This is a genomic window from Burkholderia ubonensis, assembly GCF_902833085.1.
Taxonomy (GTDB): domain Bacteria; phylum Pseudomonadota; class Gammaproteobacteria; order Burkholderiales; family Burkholderiaceae; genus Burkholderia; species Burkholderia ubonensis.
In genome coordinates, this window is sequence record NZ_CADFEB010000003.1 from 293,025 (window position 1) to 309,553 (window position 16,529).

Annotated in this window: 2 protein-coding genes; both read left to right on the forward strand. The window is 74.7% G+C overall.

The annotated features are described in order from the left end of the window. Positions 1-9 precede the first annotated feature (9 nt). Positions 10-8,982, forward strand: coding sequence for a type I polyketide synthase (locus tag HWX31_RS08890; RefSeq protein ID WP_175933899.1), 8,973 nt, complete (start codon positions 10-12; stop codon positions 8,980-8,982). 24 nt (positions 8,983-9,006) lie between these two features. Beyond that, the gene (locus HWX31_RS08895) at positions 9,007-16,464 is read left to right on the forward strand and encodes an SDR family NAD(P)-dependent oxidoreductase (RefSeq protein ID WP_175933900.1); all 7,458 of its coding nucleotides are present in this window, start codon (positions 9,007-9,009) and stop codon (positions 16,462-16,464) included. The last annotated feature ends 65 nt before the right edge of the window (positions 16,465-16,529 follow it).

The following is a 16,529-nucleotide window of genomic DNA, read 5'->3' on the forward strand; positions in this document are numbered from 1 at the left end:
GAGTCCGAGTTGAACGACTACAAGGCATTGCTCAAAAGCTCGATCCGCAAGATCCAGGAACAGGACCGGCGCATCCGCGAGCTCGAGTCCGGCGTCGACGAGCCGGTGGCGATCATCGGCATGTCGTGCCGGTTTCCCGGCGCGGCGGACCCGGACGCGTTCTGGCGCGCGATCGAGGACGGCGCGGATACGGTCGCGACGATGACCGGCCAGCGCTGGGACATGGACGCCTGGCATGCGGACGACGCGCGCGAGGCGGGGCGGATCTACACGCGCCGCTTCGGGCTGCTCGACGGCATCGACGGCTTCGAGCCGGCCGCGTTCGGCATCTCCGAGGACGAGGCGCCCTACATCGATCCGCAGCACCGGCTGCTGCTCGAGGAGGCCTGGTTCTGCCTCGAGCGCGCGGGGCTGGACGTGAAGTCGGTGAAGGGCGCCGACATCGGCGTGTTCGTCGGCCAGATGAACAGCGACTACGCGCGGCTGATCCGCCGCGCGGAGGACCTGAACCCGTACGTCGGCGCCGGCAGCGCGCCGAGCGCGGCGGCCGGCCGCCTGTCCTACGTGTTCGGCCTGAAGGGGCCGAGCATCACGATCGACACGGCCTGCTCGTCGTCGCTGGTCGCCGTGCACCTGGCCAGCCAGAGCCTGCGCCTCGGCGAATGCTCGATGGCGCTCGCGGGCGGCGTGAACCTGCTGCTGAGCCCCGAGACGGCGGTGGGCGCCTGCGTCGCGCGGATGCTGTCCGCGCGCGGGCGCTGCAATACCTTCGGCAACGAGGCCGACGGCTACGTGCGGGCCGAGGGCTGCGGGCTGGTGCTGCTCAAGACCCTGTCGCGCGCGCGCGCCGACGGCGACGCCGTGCTGGCGGTGATCCGCGGCTCGGCGGTGAACCAGGACGGCCGCAGCCACGGCCTGAGCGCGCCGAACGGCCCGGCGCAGGTGCAGGTGATGCGCGACGCGCTCGCGCGTGCGCACGTCGACCCGGCCGAGGTCGGCTACCTGGAGACGCACGGCACCGGCACGCCGCTCGGCGATCCGGTCGAGGTGCAGGCGATCGACGCCGTCTATGGCCGCGCCGAGGGCCGCCGCGCGCCGCTCGCGCTTGGCGCCGTGAAGGCCAACATGGGCCACGGCGAATCGGCCGCGGGCATCGCCGGGCTGATCAAGCTCGTGCAGCTGCTGCGGCACGACCGCCTGCCGCCCGTCGCGCATCTCGATGCGCTGAACCCGCATTTCGACGGCCTGAGCGAGCACCTGCTGTTTCCGAAGGGCACCGCCGCCGCGTGGCCGCAAGGGCGCCCCGCGCTGGTCGCGCTGAGTTCGTTCGGCTATACCGGCACCAACGCGCACCTGCTGCTCGCGCGCGGCGACGAAGGCGCGGACGGCGCGCCCGCGCGTCCCGCGCACCGTTTCGAGCGCCGCCGCTACTGGCTGCCCGACTACATGACGGCGCGCGCCGGCGCGCTGCCGGCGCTGTTCGATCCGGTGCGCCATCCGTTCTTCGCGACCAGCATGAACGAGCCCGACGGCGGCTGTCTGCTGGCGGGCGAGCTGTCGCTCGCGCGCCAGCCGTTCCTGCGCGATCACGTGGTGGCCGGCGACGTCGTGCTGCCGGCCAGCTGCTTCGTCGACATGGTCGCGCACGCGTGCGCGACGGCGCTCGGCGCGGCCGCGCGCATCGAGCAGATGAGCCTGCTGCAGCCCTGCGTGCTCGACGACGCGCCGCTCGGCCTCTATTGCCGCGTCGGCGCGCGCAGCGGCGACACGGTGGCCGTCGACATCCTGACGCGCCGCGCCGGCCGCGACGACTGGCACCACCACGTGCGCGCGAGCGTGCGCGCCGCGCGCGCGCCGGGCGCGCGGCGCCATGATCCGGCGGCCGATCGCGCCGCCTGCCCGGAGCCCGTGTCGCCCGACGCGCTGCGGCGCGCGGCGCGCGAGGCCGGCGTGGCGTACGGCCCGGCGTTTCGCGCGATCGACGGCCTGTGGCGCGGCCCCGGCGTCGCGCTCGGCCGCATCGTGCGGCCGGCCGCGCTGACGGGCGGCTGGAGCGGCCCGGGCCTGCACCCGGTGCTGCTCGACGCCTGCTTCCAGGTGATCGGCGCCGCGGCCGCCGGCGACGGCGACCCGGGCGGCGCGCGGGGCCTGTTCGTGCCGGCCGCGCTGCACGGCGTCGAGGACGCCGGGCACCGGGCAGCCACGATCTGGTGCGCGGCCCGCATCGTCGGGCCGGCGCCGGCCTGGGCCGACGACGCCCAGCTGCACGACTACCTGCGCGAGCGCGACACGTTCTCGGTGCAGTTGCGCGTCTATGACGACGACGGCCGGGAAGTGGTGTCGGTCGAACGCTTCGACGCGGCGCGCTACCGGCCGCGCCCGGCGGCCGACGCGTGGCGCGACTGGCTGCTGGAGCGGCAATGGATGCCGTCGCGCGCGCGCCGCGCGGCCGGTTTCCCGTTCGCGGCGGCGGCGCTCGTCGCGGGGCTCGGACCCGACGAGGGCGCCGCGTCGCGCGTGGTCTCCGCCACGGTGCGGCGCGGCTTCGACGAGATCGCGGCCGGCTACGTCCGGCGCGCGCTCGACGCGCTCGACCTGACGCCGGCCCGGCTGCGCGCGGGCCTGCCGTCGCCGCAGGCGCTGGAGTCGCAGTACCGCATCGCGCCCGCCCATCACCGGCTGGTGCGCCGGCTGCTGGCGCTGCGCGACACGCTGCCCGTGCCCACGCGCAGCACGCCCGAACTCGAGGCCGAGCTGCGCCGCGAGCTCGGCGGCGAAACGCGCGAGCTCGACCTGCTGGTGCGTTGCGGCGAGGTGCTCGCCGACGTGCTGCGCGGCCGGGTCGGCGCGCTGACGCTGCTGTTCGAGCCGGCGCAGGCGGCCGACGTCGAATCGGTCTACCAGGACAGCGCCGGCAGCCTCGCGCTCAACGATCGCATCGCGGCGCTGGTCGCGCGGCTCGCCGACGCGCTGCCCGAAGGCCGGCCGCTGCGCGTGCTGGAAGTCGGCGCCGGCACCGGCGCGACCACCAGCCGCGTGCTGCCGGTGCTGCGCGCTCGCGCCGCCGAGTACGTGTTCACCGACGTCTCCGCGCACTTCCTGCACCGCGCCGAGGACAAGTTCGCCGGCGACGCGTTCGTCACCTACCGCAGCCTCGACCTCCAGGCGCCGCCGGGCGAGCAGGGCTTCGACGCCGGCGCGTTCGACGTGGTGATCGCCGTCAACGTGGTGCACGCGACGGCCGGCATCGCGGCCTCGCTCGCGCATTTGTCCGAGTGCCTCGCCGAGGGCGGGATGCTGATCCTGCGCGAAGTGACCGAGCCGCAGGCGTGGCTCGACGTGACCTTCGGGCTCACGCCGGGCTGGTGGGGCTTCACCGATGCCGAACTGCGCGAGGACGGCCCGCTGCTCGACGCGGCGCAATGGGACCGCGTGCTGCGCGAACAGAGCTTCGAGCCGGCGCTCGCGACGCCCGAGGCCGGCCGCACCGAGAGCGTGATCGTCGCGCGCAAGGCGGCCGCGCGCGCGGGCGGGCACTGCGTCGTGTTCGCCGATGCCGACGACTGGTCCGCGCAACTGGTGGCGGCGTTGCGCGAAAGCGGGCGCATCGTGTCGGTCGTGGGCGCGGACGAGGACGAGGAAACGCGGCGCGCGCCGCTCGAACGCGACGATTTCGCCGCCCGGCTCGACGCAATCGAAACGGCGCACGGCGCCGTGACCGAGATCGTCCATGCATGGTCGGCGCGCGCCGCGACGCTCGACGCGGCCGATCCGGAAGCCGCGGCCGAGCCATACCTGCGCGAGCCGCTCGCGCTGTGCCAGGCGCTGCTGCTGCCGCGCTGGCGCGAGCTGCAGGCAAGCTTCGTGACGGCCGGCGCGCAACCGGTCGAGGGCCGCGTGACCGAACCGCTGCAGGCGCTGCTGTGGGGCCATCTGCCGGCCTTCGTGAACGAGAACGCGCGGTTCGCGCGGATCGTCGACGTCGATCGCGACGAGCCGGTCGGCCCGGCGCTGCTCGGCGCGCTCGCGCAGCGCGACGAATGCCAGATCGCGGTGCGCCGCGACGCGTGGTTCGTGCCGCGGCTGCGCGCGGCGACGCTGGCCGAGGCCGGCGCGCCCGTGGTGTCGGGCGACGCGAGCTACCTGATCACTGGCGGCTTCGGCGCGCTCGGCATCGAGACCGCCCGCGCGCTCGCCGCGCAGGGCGCCCGGCACCTGCTGCTGCTCGGCCGTCGCGTGCCCGAGTCGGCCGAGGCCGCGCTCGCCGGGTTGCGCGAACGGGGCGTCGCCGTGCATGCGCTGGTGGCCGACGTCGGCGACGAAACGGCGCTGCGCGACGCGCTCGCGAGCGTGCCGGCCGAGGTGCCGCCGCTGCGCGGCGTGGTGCATTCGGTCGGCGTGCTCGACGACGGCGTGGTCGGCCAGCAGAGCTGGGAGCGCTACCTGCGCGTGCTGCGGCCGAAGATGGCCGGCGCGCTGCTGCTGCACCGGCTGCTCGATGCGCGCGCGCTCGACTTCTTCGTGCTGTATTCGTCGGCGGCCGGGCTGATGGGCAATCCGGGCCAGGCCAATCACGCCGCCGCGAGCGCGTTCCTCGACGCGTTCGCGTGGTATCTGCGCGGCCAGGGCGTGCCCGCCGTCGCGCTCGATTGGGGCGCGTGGTCGGAGATCGGCGCGGCCGCGGCGCGCGACGTCGGCGCGCGGCTCGGCGCCGAAGGCTCGATCGCGGGCGTGATCGCGCCGGAGCAGGGCGCGGCCGTGATCGCGCGCCAGTTCGGCTGCGCCAATACGCAGCTCGCGGTGCTGCCGCTGAACCTGCGCCAGCCGGTCGACGCGAGCCGCCAGCCGCAGGTGCGGCGCCTGCTCGCCGAACTGCTGGCCGACGCGCCTTCCGCCGCCGGCACGCGCGCGGCCGATGCGGCGCGGGATGGTGAACGTGACGGCGCAGGCGAGGCCGCCGAAGCGGGCGACGCGTGGCTCGCGCGCCTGCTGCGGATGAGCGTGCGCGAGCGTCGCCGTCATCTCGGCGACTATCTCGCGCAGACGGCGGGCGCCCTGCTCAAGCGTCCCGGCGCGATCGACGCGCAGGCCAGCCTGTTCGACCAGGGGCTCGACTCGCTGCTCGCGATCGACCTGCGCGGCACGCTCGAGCGGCGCTTCGGGCAGAGCTTCGAATCGACGCTGCTGTTCGACCAGCCGAGCGTCGCGGCGCTGACGGAATTCCTGCTCGGCGCGCTGGCCGGGCAGGCGCCGCGCGCCGACGCGCCCCCGGCCTCGGCCCCGGTCGACGCGCCGGCGCGCGCGGCCGCTGCCACGCCGCCAGCCGGGGCGCTCGATGCCCATCGCGACGCCGCGGACGGCGCGATCGCGGTGGTCTCGATGGCGTGCCGCTTCCCGGGCGGCGCGAATTCGCCGGAAGCGTTCTGGGAGCTGCTCGCCAACGGCGTCGACACGGCCGGCCCGATTCCGCCCGAGCGCTGGGATCACGCGCGGTATTACGACAGCGAGAAGGGCAAGCCGGGCAAGGCCTACGTCGACGAAGGCTGTTTCGTCGACACGGTCGACCAGTTTTATCCCGAGCGTTTCGGCATTGCCGGCATCGAGGCGGAGCTGATGGACCCGCAGCAGCGCATGCTGCTCGACGTCTGCTACGAGGCGTTCGAGCGCGCGGGCATCGATCCGGGCTCGCTCGGCGGCTCCGAGACGGGCGTGTTCATGGGCGTGATGACGCAGGACTACCTGCAACTGACGCAGCACGTGCGCGAGCATGCGTTCTACGTCGGCACCGGCTCCGCGAACAGCATCGTGTCGGGCCGCATCGCGCACGCGTTCGGCCTGATGGGGCCGGCGATGACGATCGACACGGCCTGCTCGTCGTCGCTCGTCACCGTGCAGCTCGCCTGCGAGCAGCTGCGCTCGGGCGCCTGCGACATGGCGGTGGCCGGCGGCGTGAGCCTGCAGCTGACGCCCGAGCCGCTGGTGCTCGAATGCGCGGGCGGGATGCTGTCGCCGAGCGGGCGCTGCCGCACGTTCGACGCGGATGCCGACGGCTTCGTGCGCGGCGAGGGCTGCGGCGTGGTGGTGCTCAAGCGCCTGGCCGACGCGGTCGCGGCCGGCGACCCGGTGGTCGGCGTGATCCGCGGCGGCGCGGTCGCGCACGACGGGCGCGCCGGCGGCCTGACGGTGCCGAACGGGCTGGCGCAGCAGCGCGTGCTCGAGAAGGCGCTGGCCGACGCCGGCATCGGCCGCGAGCGCGTGTCCTACGTCGAGGCGCACGGCACCGGCACCCATCTCGGCGACCCGATCGAGCTGAACGCGCTGCAGGCCGTGTACGGCAGGACGCCGCGCGAGACGCCGCTGCTGCTCGGCTCGGTCAAGACCAACATCGGCCATGCCGAGGCGGCGGCCGGCATCGCGGGGCTGATCAAGGTGCTGCTGTCGATGCGGCACGAGACCTTGCCGCCGCATCTGCATTACCGGCGCGCGACGCCCAATTTCGACTGGGCGCGCGGCGCGCTCGAAGTGGTCGGCCAGCGCCGCGGCTGGCACGCGGCGGCGCCGCTGGTGGCGGGCGTCAGCTCGTTCGGCCTGAGCGGCACCAACGCGCATCTGCTGGTCGAGCAGTACGTCGCGCCGGTGACGCTGCCCGACACGCCGGCCGGCTTCGTGCCGCTCGCGATGCTCTCGCAGGTCGATCGCGCGCAGCTGGCGGCCGACGCCGCGCGCTACGCGGCGGCGCTCGCGAACGGCGCCGAGGCGGCCGACGTCGCCTACACGCTCAGTGTGTCGCGCGCGGGCCATGCGGTGCAGGCGGTGCTGCCGGCCGGCTCGGCCGCGCAACTGCGCGACGGGCTGCTGGCGCTGGCGGCCGGCACCGGGCCGGCGTTCGACCGGCCGGCCGCGTCCGCGCCGCTCGAATGGCGGCTCGGCGACGGCGGGCGGCCCGACTGGGCGGCGCGCGCCGTGCATTTCTACGACCTCTATCCGGCGTTCCGCGACGCGGTGGATGCGTGTGTCGACGGGCTGCGCGCGCGCGGCCGGGCGCCGACCACGGGCCGCGCGCTGTGCCTCGGCGACGCCGCCGCGTTCGAAGCGGCGATCCTCGTCTACGCGTTCGGACGGCTGCTGCAGCGCCTCGGCGTGCAGCCCGAGCGCATTCATGCGCGCGGCCCGCTCTGCTTCGTGGCCGCCGCGCTCGGCGGCGCGCTCGATCCCGACGCGATGCTCGACGGCCTCGTGGCCGACGACGCGCAGGCCGTGCGCGATGCGCTGGCGCAACTGGGCGAACGCGAGAGCGAGGTCGCGCTCGCGTTCGAGCCGGTGCCGTCGTGGCCGGTCGAGCTGAACGAGGCGGCCGCGCGGGCCTGCCGGGCTCACGCGCCGGCGCGCGGGACGCAGCGCGTGCCGGCCGTCGTCGTCCTGCCGTCCTGCGCGCTGGACGGCCGCCCGCTCGGCGGGCTCGCCGGGCTGGTGGCCGCGCTGCCCGCGCACGGCCAGCGCATCGACTGGCATGCGTATTTCGAGCCGTCGCGCGCGCGCCGCATCGAGCTGCCGGCCAGCCGGTTCCCGGCGCGCCGCTACTGGGTGCCGCAGACGCCGGCCGAGCCGGTGGCCACGCCGGCACCGGCGCCGGCTTCGGCCGGCATCGTCGCCGCGGATCTCGTCTCCGCGCGCGACGGCAGCCGCTACGTCGAATTCGCGCTCGATCGCGAGCGTCATCCGTTCCTCGACGAGCATCGCCTCGGCCGCGACAACGTGCTGCCCGCGGCCGGCACGCTCGCGCTGGTGCTGCATGCGCTCGGCCGCGACGCGCTGGCGCGCGGCGTCACGCTCGAGGACGCGCGCTTCCTGAGGCCGTTGCGGTTCGGCGCGCGGCTCGACGCGCAACTCGAGATCGGGGCCGACGGCCGCGCGTCGCTGCACGACTGGTCCACCGCCGAGCGCGCCGCGCAGCCGTTCGCGACGGTCGCGAAGCTTGCGGCGGAGGGCGGCCCGACGCAGGCGCAGGCCGACGCCTGGCTCGCGAGCCTGCGCGCGCTGCGCGAGCAGGCGGCCGAACGCCACGACGGCGACGCGTTCTATCGCGACCGCCTGCCGCCGCAACTGCGGCTCGGCCCGAGCTACCGGCGCATCGAACGGCTCGCGTGCGACGCCGGCCGCGCGCTGGCGGAGATCCGCGCGATCGACTCGGCCTTCGCCGTCGATCCGCGCGTGCTGGACGCGTGCCTGCAAGCCGTGAATGCGATCGACCGCGCGTCGGACGGCGAAGCGGGCGCGAGCTACCTGCCGTTCGCGCTGCGGCGCGTGTCGATCGCCGGCTGGCCCGCGGGCGAGCGCTTCAGCTGCGTCGTGCGACATCTGCCCGACGCGGGCGCGGCAGGCGAGCTCGTCTACGACCTCGCGCTCGTCGACGAGCACGAGCGTGTGTTCGCGGTGATCGAGCAGGCGCGGTTCCGCCGCGCCGCGCTGCCGGCGGACGATCGCGATGCGGCGACCGAAGCGCACGAAGCGCACGAAGCGCACGAAGCGCACGAAGGGCACGAAGCGCACCAAGCACATGAAAGGCCCCCCGCGCAGACGGCCCCCGACGACAACCTCGCCGCGCTGCCCGACGATTTCGCGCAACTGAATCCCGACGCGCAGGAGCAGGTGGTTGCGGCGCTCGTGCGCGACCTGCTCGTGCGGTTCCTGAAGATCGACGCGGGCGCCGTCTCCGACGAACGTCCGTTCTTCGATCTCGGCATGGATTCGGTGTCGGCCGTCGAATTCAGCGACCGGCTCGACGCGTGCTTCGCGCTCGACCTGCACGTCGACACGATCTTCGACTACCCGAGCGTGGCGAGCCTGACCGGCTACCTGCTCGAACGGCTCGCGGCGGCGCGTGTGCCGCACGAGCCGGCGGGCGCGGCCGGGCAGGCGGATGCCGCGCTGCCGATCGACGAGCTGTCCGCGCTGCTCAGGCAAGAGATGGGCGACGACTAACCGCAATCTCCAGGAATCCGGAACATGCAAGACATCCAGCAGCTCCTTGCGAAGAGCCTGAACGAAATCAAGCGCCTGAAGGCCGCGAACCACGCGCTCGAACAGGCGCGCCGCGAGCCGATCGCGATCGTCGGCGCGGCCTGCCGCTACCCGGGCGGGATCGGCTCGCTCGACCAGCTTTGGACCGCGCTCGAAACGGGCCGCGACGGCATCGGCACGATGCGTACCGAGCGCTGGCCGATGCAGCGCTTTCTCAGCGACGATCCGCATCGGCCCGGCGGCATCTACAGCGACGCGATGGGGCTGCTCGACGCGATCGACCGGTTCGATCCCGCGCATTTCGGGCTCAAGCGCGACGAGGCGATCCACATCGATCCGCAGCACCGGCTGCTGATGGAAGTGGCGTGGGAGGCGTTCGAGGACGCCGGCTACGCGGTGGAGACGTTCTCCGGCAGCCGCACCGGCGTCTACGTCGGGATCATGAACGACGACTACGGCCAGTTGCAGGGGCCGCTCGAGGCCGCCAGCCTCTATATCGGCTCGGGCATCGCCAAGAGCTGCGCGGCGGGGCGCCTCGCCTACACGTTCGGGCTGGAAGGGCCGACGCTTGCGCTCGACACGGCCTGCTCGTCGTCGCTGGTCGGCGTGCACCTCGCCGTGCAGGCGCTGCGGCGCGGCGAATGCGACGCGGCGCTCGCGGGCGGCGTGAACCTGATCCTGTCGCCGCAAGGCACGGTGGTGGCGTGCCGTTCGCAGATGCTCTCGCCGAGCGGGCGCTGCCGCACGTTCGACGCGGGCGCGGACGGCTACGTGCGCTCGGAGGGGTGCGGCCTGGTGCTGCTCAAGCGCCTCGCCGACGCCGAGCGCGACGGCGACCGCATCCTGGCGCTGATCCGCGGCTCGGCGGTCAATCACGACGGCCGCACGCAGGGCCTGACCGCGCCGAGCGGCCAGGCGCAGCGGCGCGTGATCGCGGCGGCGCTGGCCGACGCGGGCGTGGCGGCGGCCGAGGTGGGCTTCGTCGAATGCCACGGCACCGGCACCTCGCTCGGCGATCCGATCGAGCTGCGCGCGCTCGAGGCCAGCTACGTGCACGAAGCCGGCGAGCGCGCGCCGCTGGTGGTCGGCGCGCTGAAATCGAATCTCGGCCACATGGAATCGGCGGCCGGCATCGGCGGCCTGCACAAGGCGATCCAGGTGGTGCGCCATCGCGTGGTGCCGAAGAACCTGCATTTCGAGACGATCAACCCGCAGATCCGCGTCGACGCCGAGCGGCTGCGCATCGCGGCCGACGCCGTCGCGATGCCGGCCGACGGGCGCGCGCTGGCCGGCGTCAGCTCGTTCGGCTTCAGCGGCACCAACGCGCACCTGATCGTCGAGGCCTATGCGCCGGCCGTCGACGCGGACGCATCCGCGGGGGCTTCCGCAGGGGCTGCCGATTCAGCGCCGCTCCACCTGTTCCGGCTCGCCGCGCCGTCGGGCGCCGCGCTCGTCGATTACGCGGGCCGCTACCTCGGCTGGCTCGACGACGCGCTCGCGCGCCACGCCGCGCCCGATCCGGCGGCGCTCTGCTACACCGCCGCGGTGGGCCGCGGCGACGGCGCCTGCCGGATCGCGCTGACCTTCGAGACGCCCGACGACCTGCGCGCGTGCCTGCGCGAATACCTGGACGTTGCCGGCGGCGATCCGAGCGCGCCGGTGCCGAAGTCGTGCGCGGCCGAGTGGGTGATCGGCGGCGCGGCCGACGTCGACTGGGGCGTCGCGCGGGCGCTGCACGCGCGGCGCGGTTTCTACCGCGAACGCGTCGAGCACGCGTGGGCCTGCCTCGCGGCACGCTTCCCGGACGGGCCCGCCGCGTTTCGCCGGCTCTGCGACGGCGCGGCGGACGGCACGGACGGCGGCCCGGCGGCGAACGCGACGCTGCCGCATACGGTGCACCGCTGGGCGCTCGCCCAGTTGCTGATCCATCTCGGCCTGCAGCCGGCCCGCGTGCGCGGCTACGGCGCCGGCGAATATCTCGCGGCGGCGGTCGCGGGCCTCGTCGACTGGGATGCCGCGCTGCTGCTCGCGGCCGGCGGCGCGGTGCCGGCCGGCCTGGAGGCGGGCCGCGCGCGCTGCGCGTTCGCGAGCACGTTCGGCGACGGCGAGGTGCCCGCGCTCTGGCAGCGCGACGGCGGCCCGGCGGCCGGCGGCGTGCCGCCGCTCGCGGACGACGCATGGCCCGACGACGCGGACGGCATCGTCGTCGAGCTGGGCGCGGGCCTCGCGTTGCGGCTCGGCGACGCGGCCGACACGCGCCTGTTCCGCTGGATCCACGGCCGCACCAATCGCGACGCGGCCCGGCCGCTCGAGAGCTTTCTCGCGCAGGCCTACATGGCGGGCCTGCCGGTGCGCTGGGCGCGCGTGTTCGAGGAGCAGGCGCCGCGCCGCCAGAGCCAGCCCGGCTATCCGTTCCAGCGCGAACGCGTGTGGACCGACTGGGGCTATTCGTTCGATGCGGCGCTGCCGTGCACCGTCGGCCGCGCGGCCGGCGCGGCGGCCGCGCGGATGCCGGCGCTCGCGACCGGCCTGGCCGGCGAGCCGGTCGCGCACCCGGTGCTGCGCACGATGTTCGCGTGCCCGTCGGGCGCGCGCAATTTCTCGGGCGAGGTGTCGCTCGCGGCGCTGCCGCACCTGGCCGCGCACCGCATCCTCGGCGAGATCGTGCTGCCGGCCAGCGCGCAGCTCGACGTGATCGCGACGGCCGGCCGCGAATGCTGGCCGGGCCGGCCGCTCCTCATCGACGAGCTGCAGTTGCCGAACCGCTGCGTGCTCGGCGACGAGCCGCTCGACCTTTATTGCCACCTGCGGCCCGCCGAAGGGCGCGTGGAGCTGCATGGCCGGCCGCGCGGCGCGCCGGGCTGGACGCTCTATGCGCGGGCGCGCATCGGGCCCGACGAGGAAGCCGCGCCGCCCGCGGCCGATCCGGCCGCCTGGCGCGCCGCGTGCGCCGAGACGGTGCCGGTGCGGCGGCACTATCACGAGATCGCGCAGGTGGGGCTCGAGTACGAAGCCGACTTTCAGGGCATCTTCGAGTTGTCGCGCGGCGCGGGCGGCGCGCTCGCCAAGATCGCGCTGCCGCCCGGCGTCGACCAGTCGCTCGACGGCTACAGCGCCCATCCGATCCTGCTCGACGCATGCCTGCAGGCGATTTCGGCGGCGGCGCCGCCCGCTGCCGGCGGCGAGCTGCTGATCCCGGCCGCGATGCGCGGGATTCATCTGTACCGGCCGCTGCCGGAGCTGATCTGGTGCCGCGTCGACGTGCATGACGACGGCGCCGCGCGCTCCACCCGGCACGCGACGCTGACGATCGTCGACATGCAGGGCGAGCCGGTGATGCGCATCGACCGTTTCGAGACGACGCGCTACACGGGTGCTGTCGCGCGCCCGGCCGAGACCTGGGCGGACTGGCTGTATGCGAAGCACTGGGTGCCGGCCGCGGCCGTCACGTCGGCCACTCCGGCCACTTCGGCTACTCCGGCCACTTCGGCTACTCCGGCTACTCCGGCCACTCCGGCTACTCCGGCTACTCCGGCCAATCCGGCCAATCCGGCCACTCCAGCCGCGCGCCACTGGCTGCTGCTGGCCGACGGCGGCACGGCCTGCGCCGCGCTCGCGACGATGCTGGCCGCGCGCGGCCATCGCGTGTCGGTGCTCGGCCGCGACGCGGCGCCCGCCGATGCGGACGGCTTCGGCGCGCTGCTCGATCGCGCCGCGGCCGACGGCGGCCTCGACGGCGTGATCTACGGCTGGTCGCTCGACGGCTTCGATCCCGAGGCGGCCGGCGAGGGTCTCGATGCGTCGCTCGCCGCATCGCTCGGCGATTGCGCGCGCCTGCCGCTGTGGCTCTGCCAGGCCGCGCTCGCGCCGGGCCGGCGCGAGCTCGCGCTGCATTTCGTCACGCGCGGCAGCCAGCCGGCCGGCGAGACGCGCGTGAGCGCGCCGCTGGCCGCGCTCGTCTGGGGGCTGGTCGGCAGCTTCGTCAACGAGCAGCGCCGCCCGGCGCGCCTCGTCGACCTCGATCCGGATTGCCGCGACGGCCGCGCGGACGCCGCGCTGCTGGTGCAGGCGATCCACGCGGACGGCGACGAAGCGCAGTACGCGATCCGCGGCGGCCGCCTGCTGGCGGCGCGGCTGCGGCGCGCGACGCTGCCGGCGTCGCCGGCGCCCGTCATCGATCCCGAGGCCAGCTACCTGATCACGGGCGGCTTCGGCCAGCTCGGCGTCGAGACGGCCACGGCGCTGGCGCGGCAGGGCGCGCGGCACCTGGTGCTGGCGGGCCGCGATCCGGCGCGCGGCGACGGCGACCCCGCGCTCGCCGCCTTGCGCGAGATGGGCGTGCGGTTGCATCCGCTCGCGGCCGACGTGGGCGATCGCGCGGCGTTCGCGCCGCGCCTGGCCGAGTGCCTGCGCGACCTGCCGCCGCTCAAGGGCGTCGTCCACTCGGCGGGCGGCCTCGCCGACGGCGTGCTCAGCGAACAGAGCTGGGAGCGCTATCTCGCGGTGTTCGGCGCGAAGGTGCACGGCACGCTCAATCTCCATCACGCGCTGCACGGACGTGCGCTCGACTTCTTCGTGCTCTACTCGTCGGCCGCCGCGCTGCTCGGCAACCCGGGGCAGACCAACTACGCGGCGGCGAACGCGTTCCTCGACAGCTTTGCCGCGTACCGGCGCGGCCTCGGGCAGGCGGGCCTCGCGATCGGCTGGGCCGGCTGGGCGGGGGGCGGGATGGCCGCTGGCCATGCCGATGCGCGGGCCGACGCGGCAATCGGCCTGATCCCGCAGGAGCAGGGCGCCGAAGTGATCGCGCGCGAGTTCGCGCACCGCGACGGCGATTTCGCGCTGATCCCGATGCGGATCGCCGCGCTGGCCGGCCAGGACCGCATGCCGTTGCTGCGTCCGCTGCTCGCGGAACTCGTCGATGCCGGCGCGTCCCCGGCGTCCGACGCGGTGGTCGCGCGCGCCGAGCGCCGGCCCGGCGGCGCGAGCGGCTCGGCGCTGCTGGCGGGCCTCGCGGCCCTCGACGCGGCGGCGCGCGCGGCGCGGCTCAAGCGCTACCTCGACGACGCGATCCGCAAGCTGCTGAACCACCCCGACACGCTCGACGACCGCGCGAGCCTGTTCGATCTCGGCCTCGATTCGCTGCTGAGCATCGACCTGCGCATGCAGCTCGAGAAGGATCTCGCGTGCAGTTTGTCGACCACGGTGCTGCACGACTATCCGACGATCGATGCGCTCGCGGGCTTCCTGGCCGAACGCGTGGGCGCGCTGCCGGCGGGGGCGGCACCTCGGGCGGCTGCCGCATCGAGTTCCGCGCCGGCTGCCGCCGCGGCAACCTCGGCTACCTCGGCGACTGCGGCAACTGCGGCAACTGCGGCAACTGCGGCAACTGCGGCAACTGCGGCAACTGCGGCAACTGCAGCGACTGCAGCGACTGCGGCAAACGCGACCCCGCCCGCCACACCCGCCACACCCCCCGCCGAACCGCGCCGCGCCGCCAGCCCGGCGCTGCCCGCCGGCGCGGGCGCCGACGACATCGCCATCATCGGCGTCGCGGGCCGCTACCCGGGCGCCGCCGACCTGCGCGCATTCTGGGACAACCTGCGCGACGGTCACGACGCGATCACGGCGATCCCGCCCGATCGCTGGGATCACGACGCCTGTTTCGACCGGCGCCGCAACGTGCCCGGCAAGAGCTACAGCGCGTGGGGCGGGTTCATCGACGGCGTCGACGCGTTCGATCCGGCGTTCTTCAGCATCTCGCCGAGGATGGCGGCGTATCTCGATCCGAAGGAGCGGCTGTTCCTCGAGACGGTCTGGAACCTGCTCGAGGAGGCGGGCGAGACGCGCGAGCGCATGCAGCAGGCGTACGGCGCGCAGGTGGGCGTGTTCGTCGGCGCGATGTACCAGCTCTACGGCGCGTTCGCGGCCGACGAGGGCGAGCGCACCGCCACCGCGCTGTCCTCGTACAACGCGATCGCGCATCGCACCTCGTACTTCTTCAACCTGCGCGGGCCGAGCGTCGCGCTCGACACGATGTGCTCGTCGTCGCTGACGGCGGTTCATTACGCGTGCCGCAGCCTGCTCGACGGCGACTGCGCGCTGGCGATCGCGGGCGGCGTGAACCTCTCGCTGCATCCGCGCAAGTACGTCGGGCTGAGCCAGGCGCAGATCGTCGGCAGCCACGCCGACAGCCGCAGCTTCAGCGACGGCGACGGCTACCTGCCGGCCGAGGGCGTGGGCGCCGTGCTGCTCAAGCCGCTCGCGCGCGCGCTGGCCGACGACGACCGCATCCTCGCGGTGATCAAGGCGTCGTCGGTGAACCACGGCGGCCGTTCGAGCGGCTACTACGCGCCGAACGCGAACGCCCAGGTCGACCTGATGGAGGCCAGCTTCCGCAAGGCCGGCATCTCGCCCGATTCGATCGGCTACATCGAGGCGGCCGCCAACGGCACGAGCCTCGGCGACGCGGTCGAGCTGAAGGCGCTCGCGCGCGTGTTCGACGGCGCCGCCGGCGACGGGCGCACGCTGCCGATCGGCACCGTGAAATCGAACATCGGCCACCCCGAGGCGGCGTCGGGCATCGCGCAGCTCACCAAGGTGATCCTGCAGATGCAGCACGAGACGCTCGTGCCGTCGATCAAGACCGAGCCGCTCAATCCGAACGTCGACCTGTCGCGCACGCCGTTCCGGCTGCTCGCGCGACAGGCGGCGTGGCCGTCCGATCCGGCGCGGCCGCGCCGCGCAACGGTCAGCTCGTTCGGCGCGAGCGGCGCGAACGCGCACCTGATCGTCGAGGCGTTCGAGCCGGTCGCGGCGGAGCCGGCGCCGGCCGCCGCGGCGGCGGCGCCGCAGGCCGAGATCGTCGTGCTGTCGGCGCGCACGCCGGCGCAACTGGCCGAAGTGGCGCGCCGCCTGCTGGCATGGCTCGCGACGCGCGGCGACGCGGCGGATGGCGCAGGCGACGCGGCGGCGCCGCTCGCCGATCGCGGCCGCGCGCCGTCGCTCGCGAATCTCGCGCACACGCTGCAGACCGGGCGCGAGGCGATGGACTGCCGGCTCGCACTGCTGGTCGACGGCCTCGACGCGCTGCGCGACGGGCTGCAGCGTTTCCTCGGCATGCCGGCCGGCACGGCGGACCTCGCGATGTATCACGGCAACGTGCAGGACCAGCTCGAGATGCGCAACCTGCTGTCGGGCGCCGCCGGTGACGCGATGGCGCAGGCGCTCGCGGCCGAACGCAACCTGGAGGGGCTGATGCTGCACTGGGTGCAGGGCGGCAACGTGCCGTGGCTCGCGTTGCGCGAGGGCCGGCCGGCGCGCCGCATCGTGCTGCCGACCTATCCGTTCGAGCGCGCGCGCTACTGGCTGTCCGGCACGGCGCTCGGCGAGGCGGACGCGGACGCGGCGCGCGAGCCGGACGTCGTCGATGGCCGCGCGTGAGCGTGAACCTGAACCTGAACCTGAACCTGAACCGATGAGCGCCCCGACCGCCCATTCCTTCAACG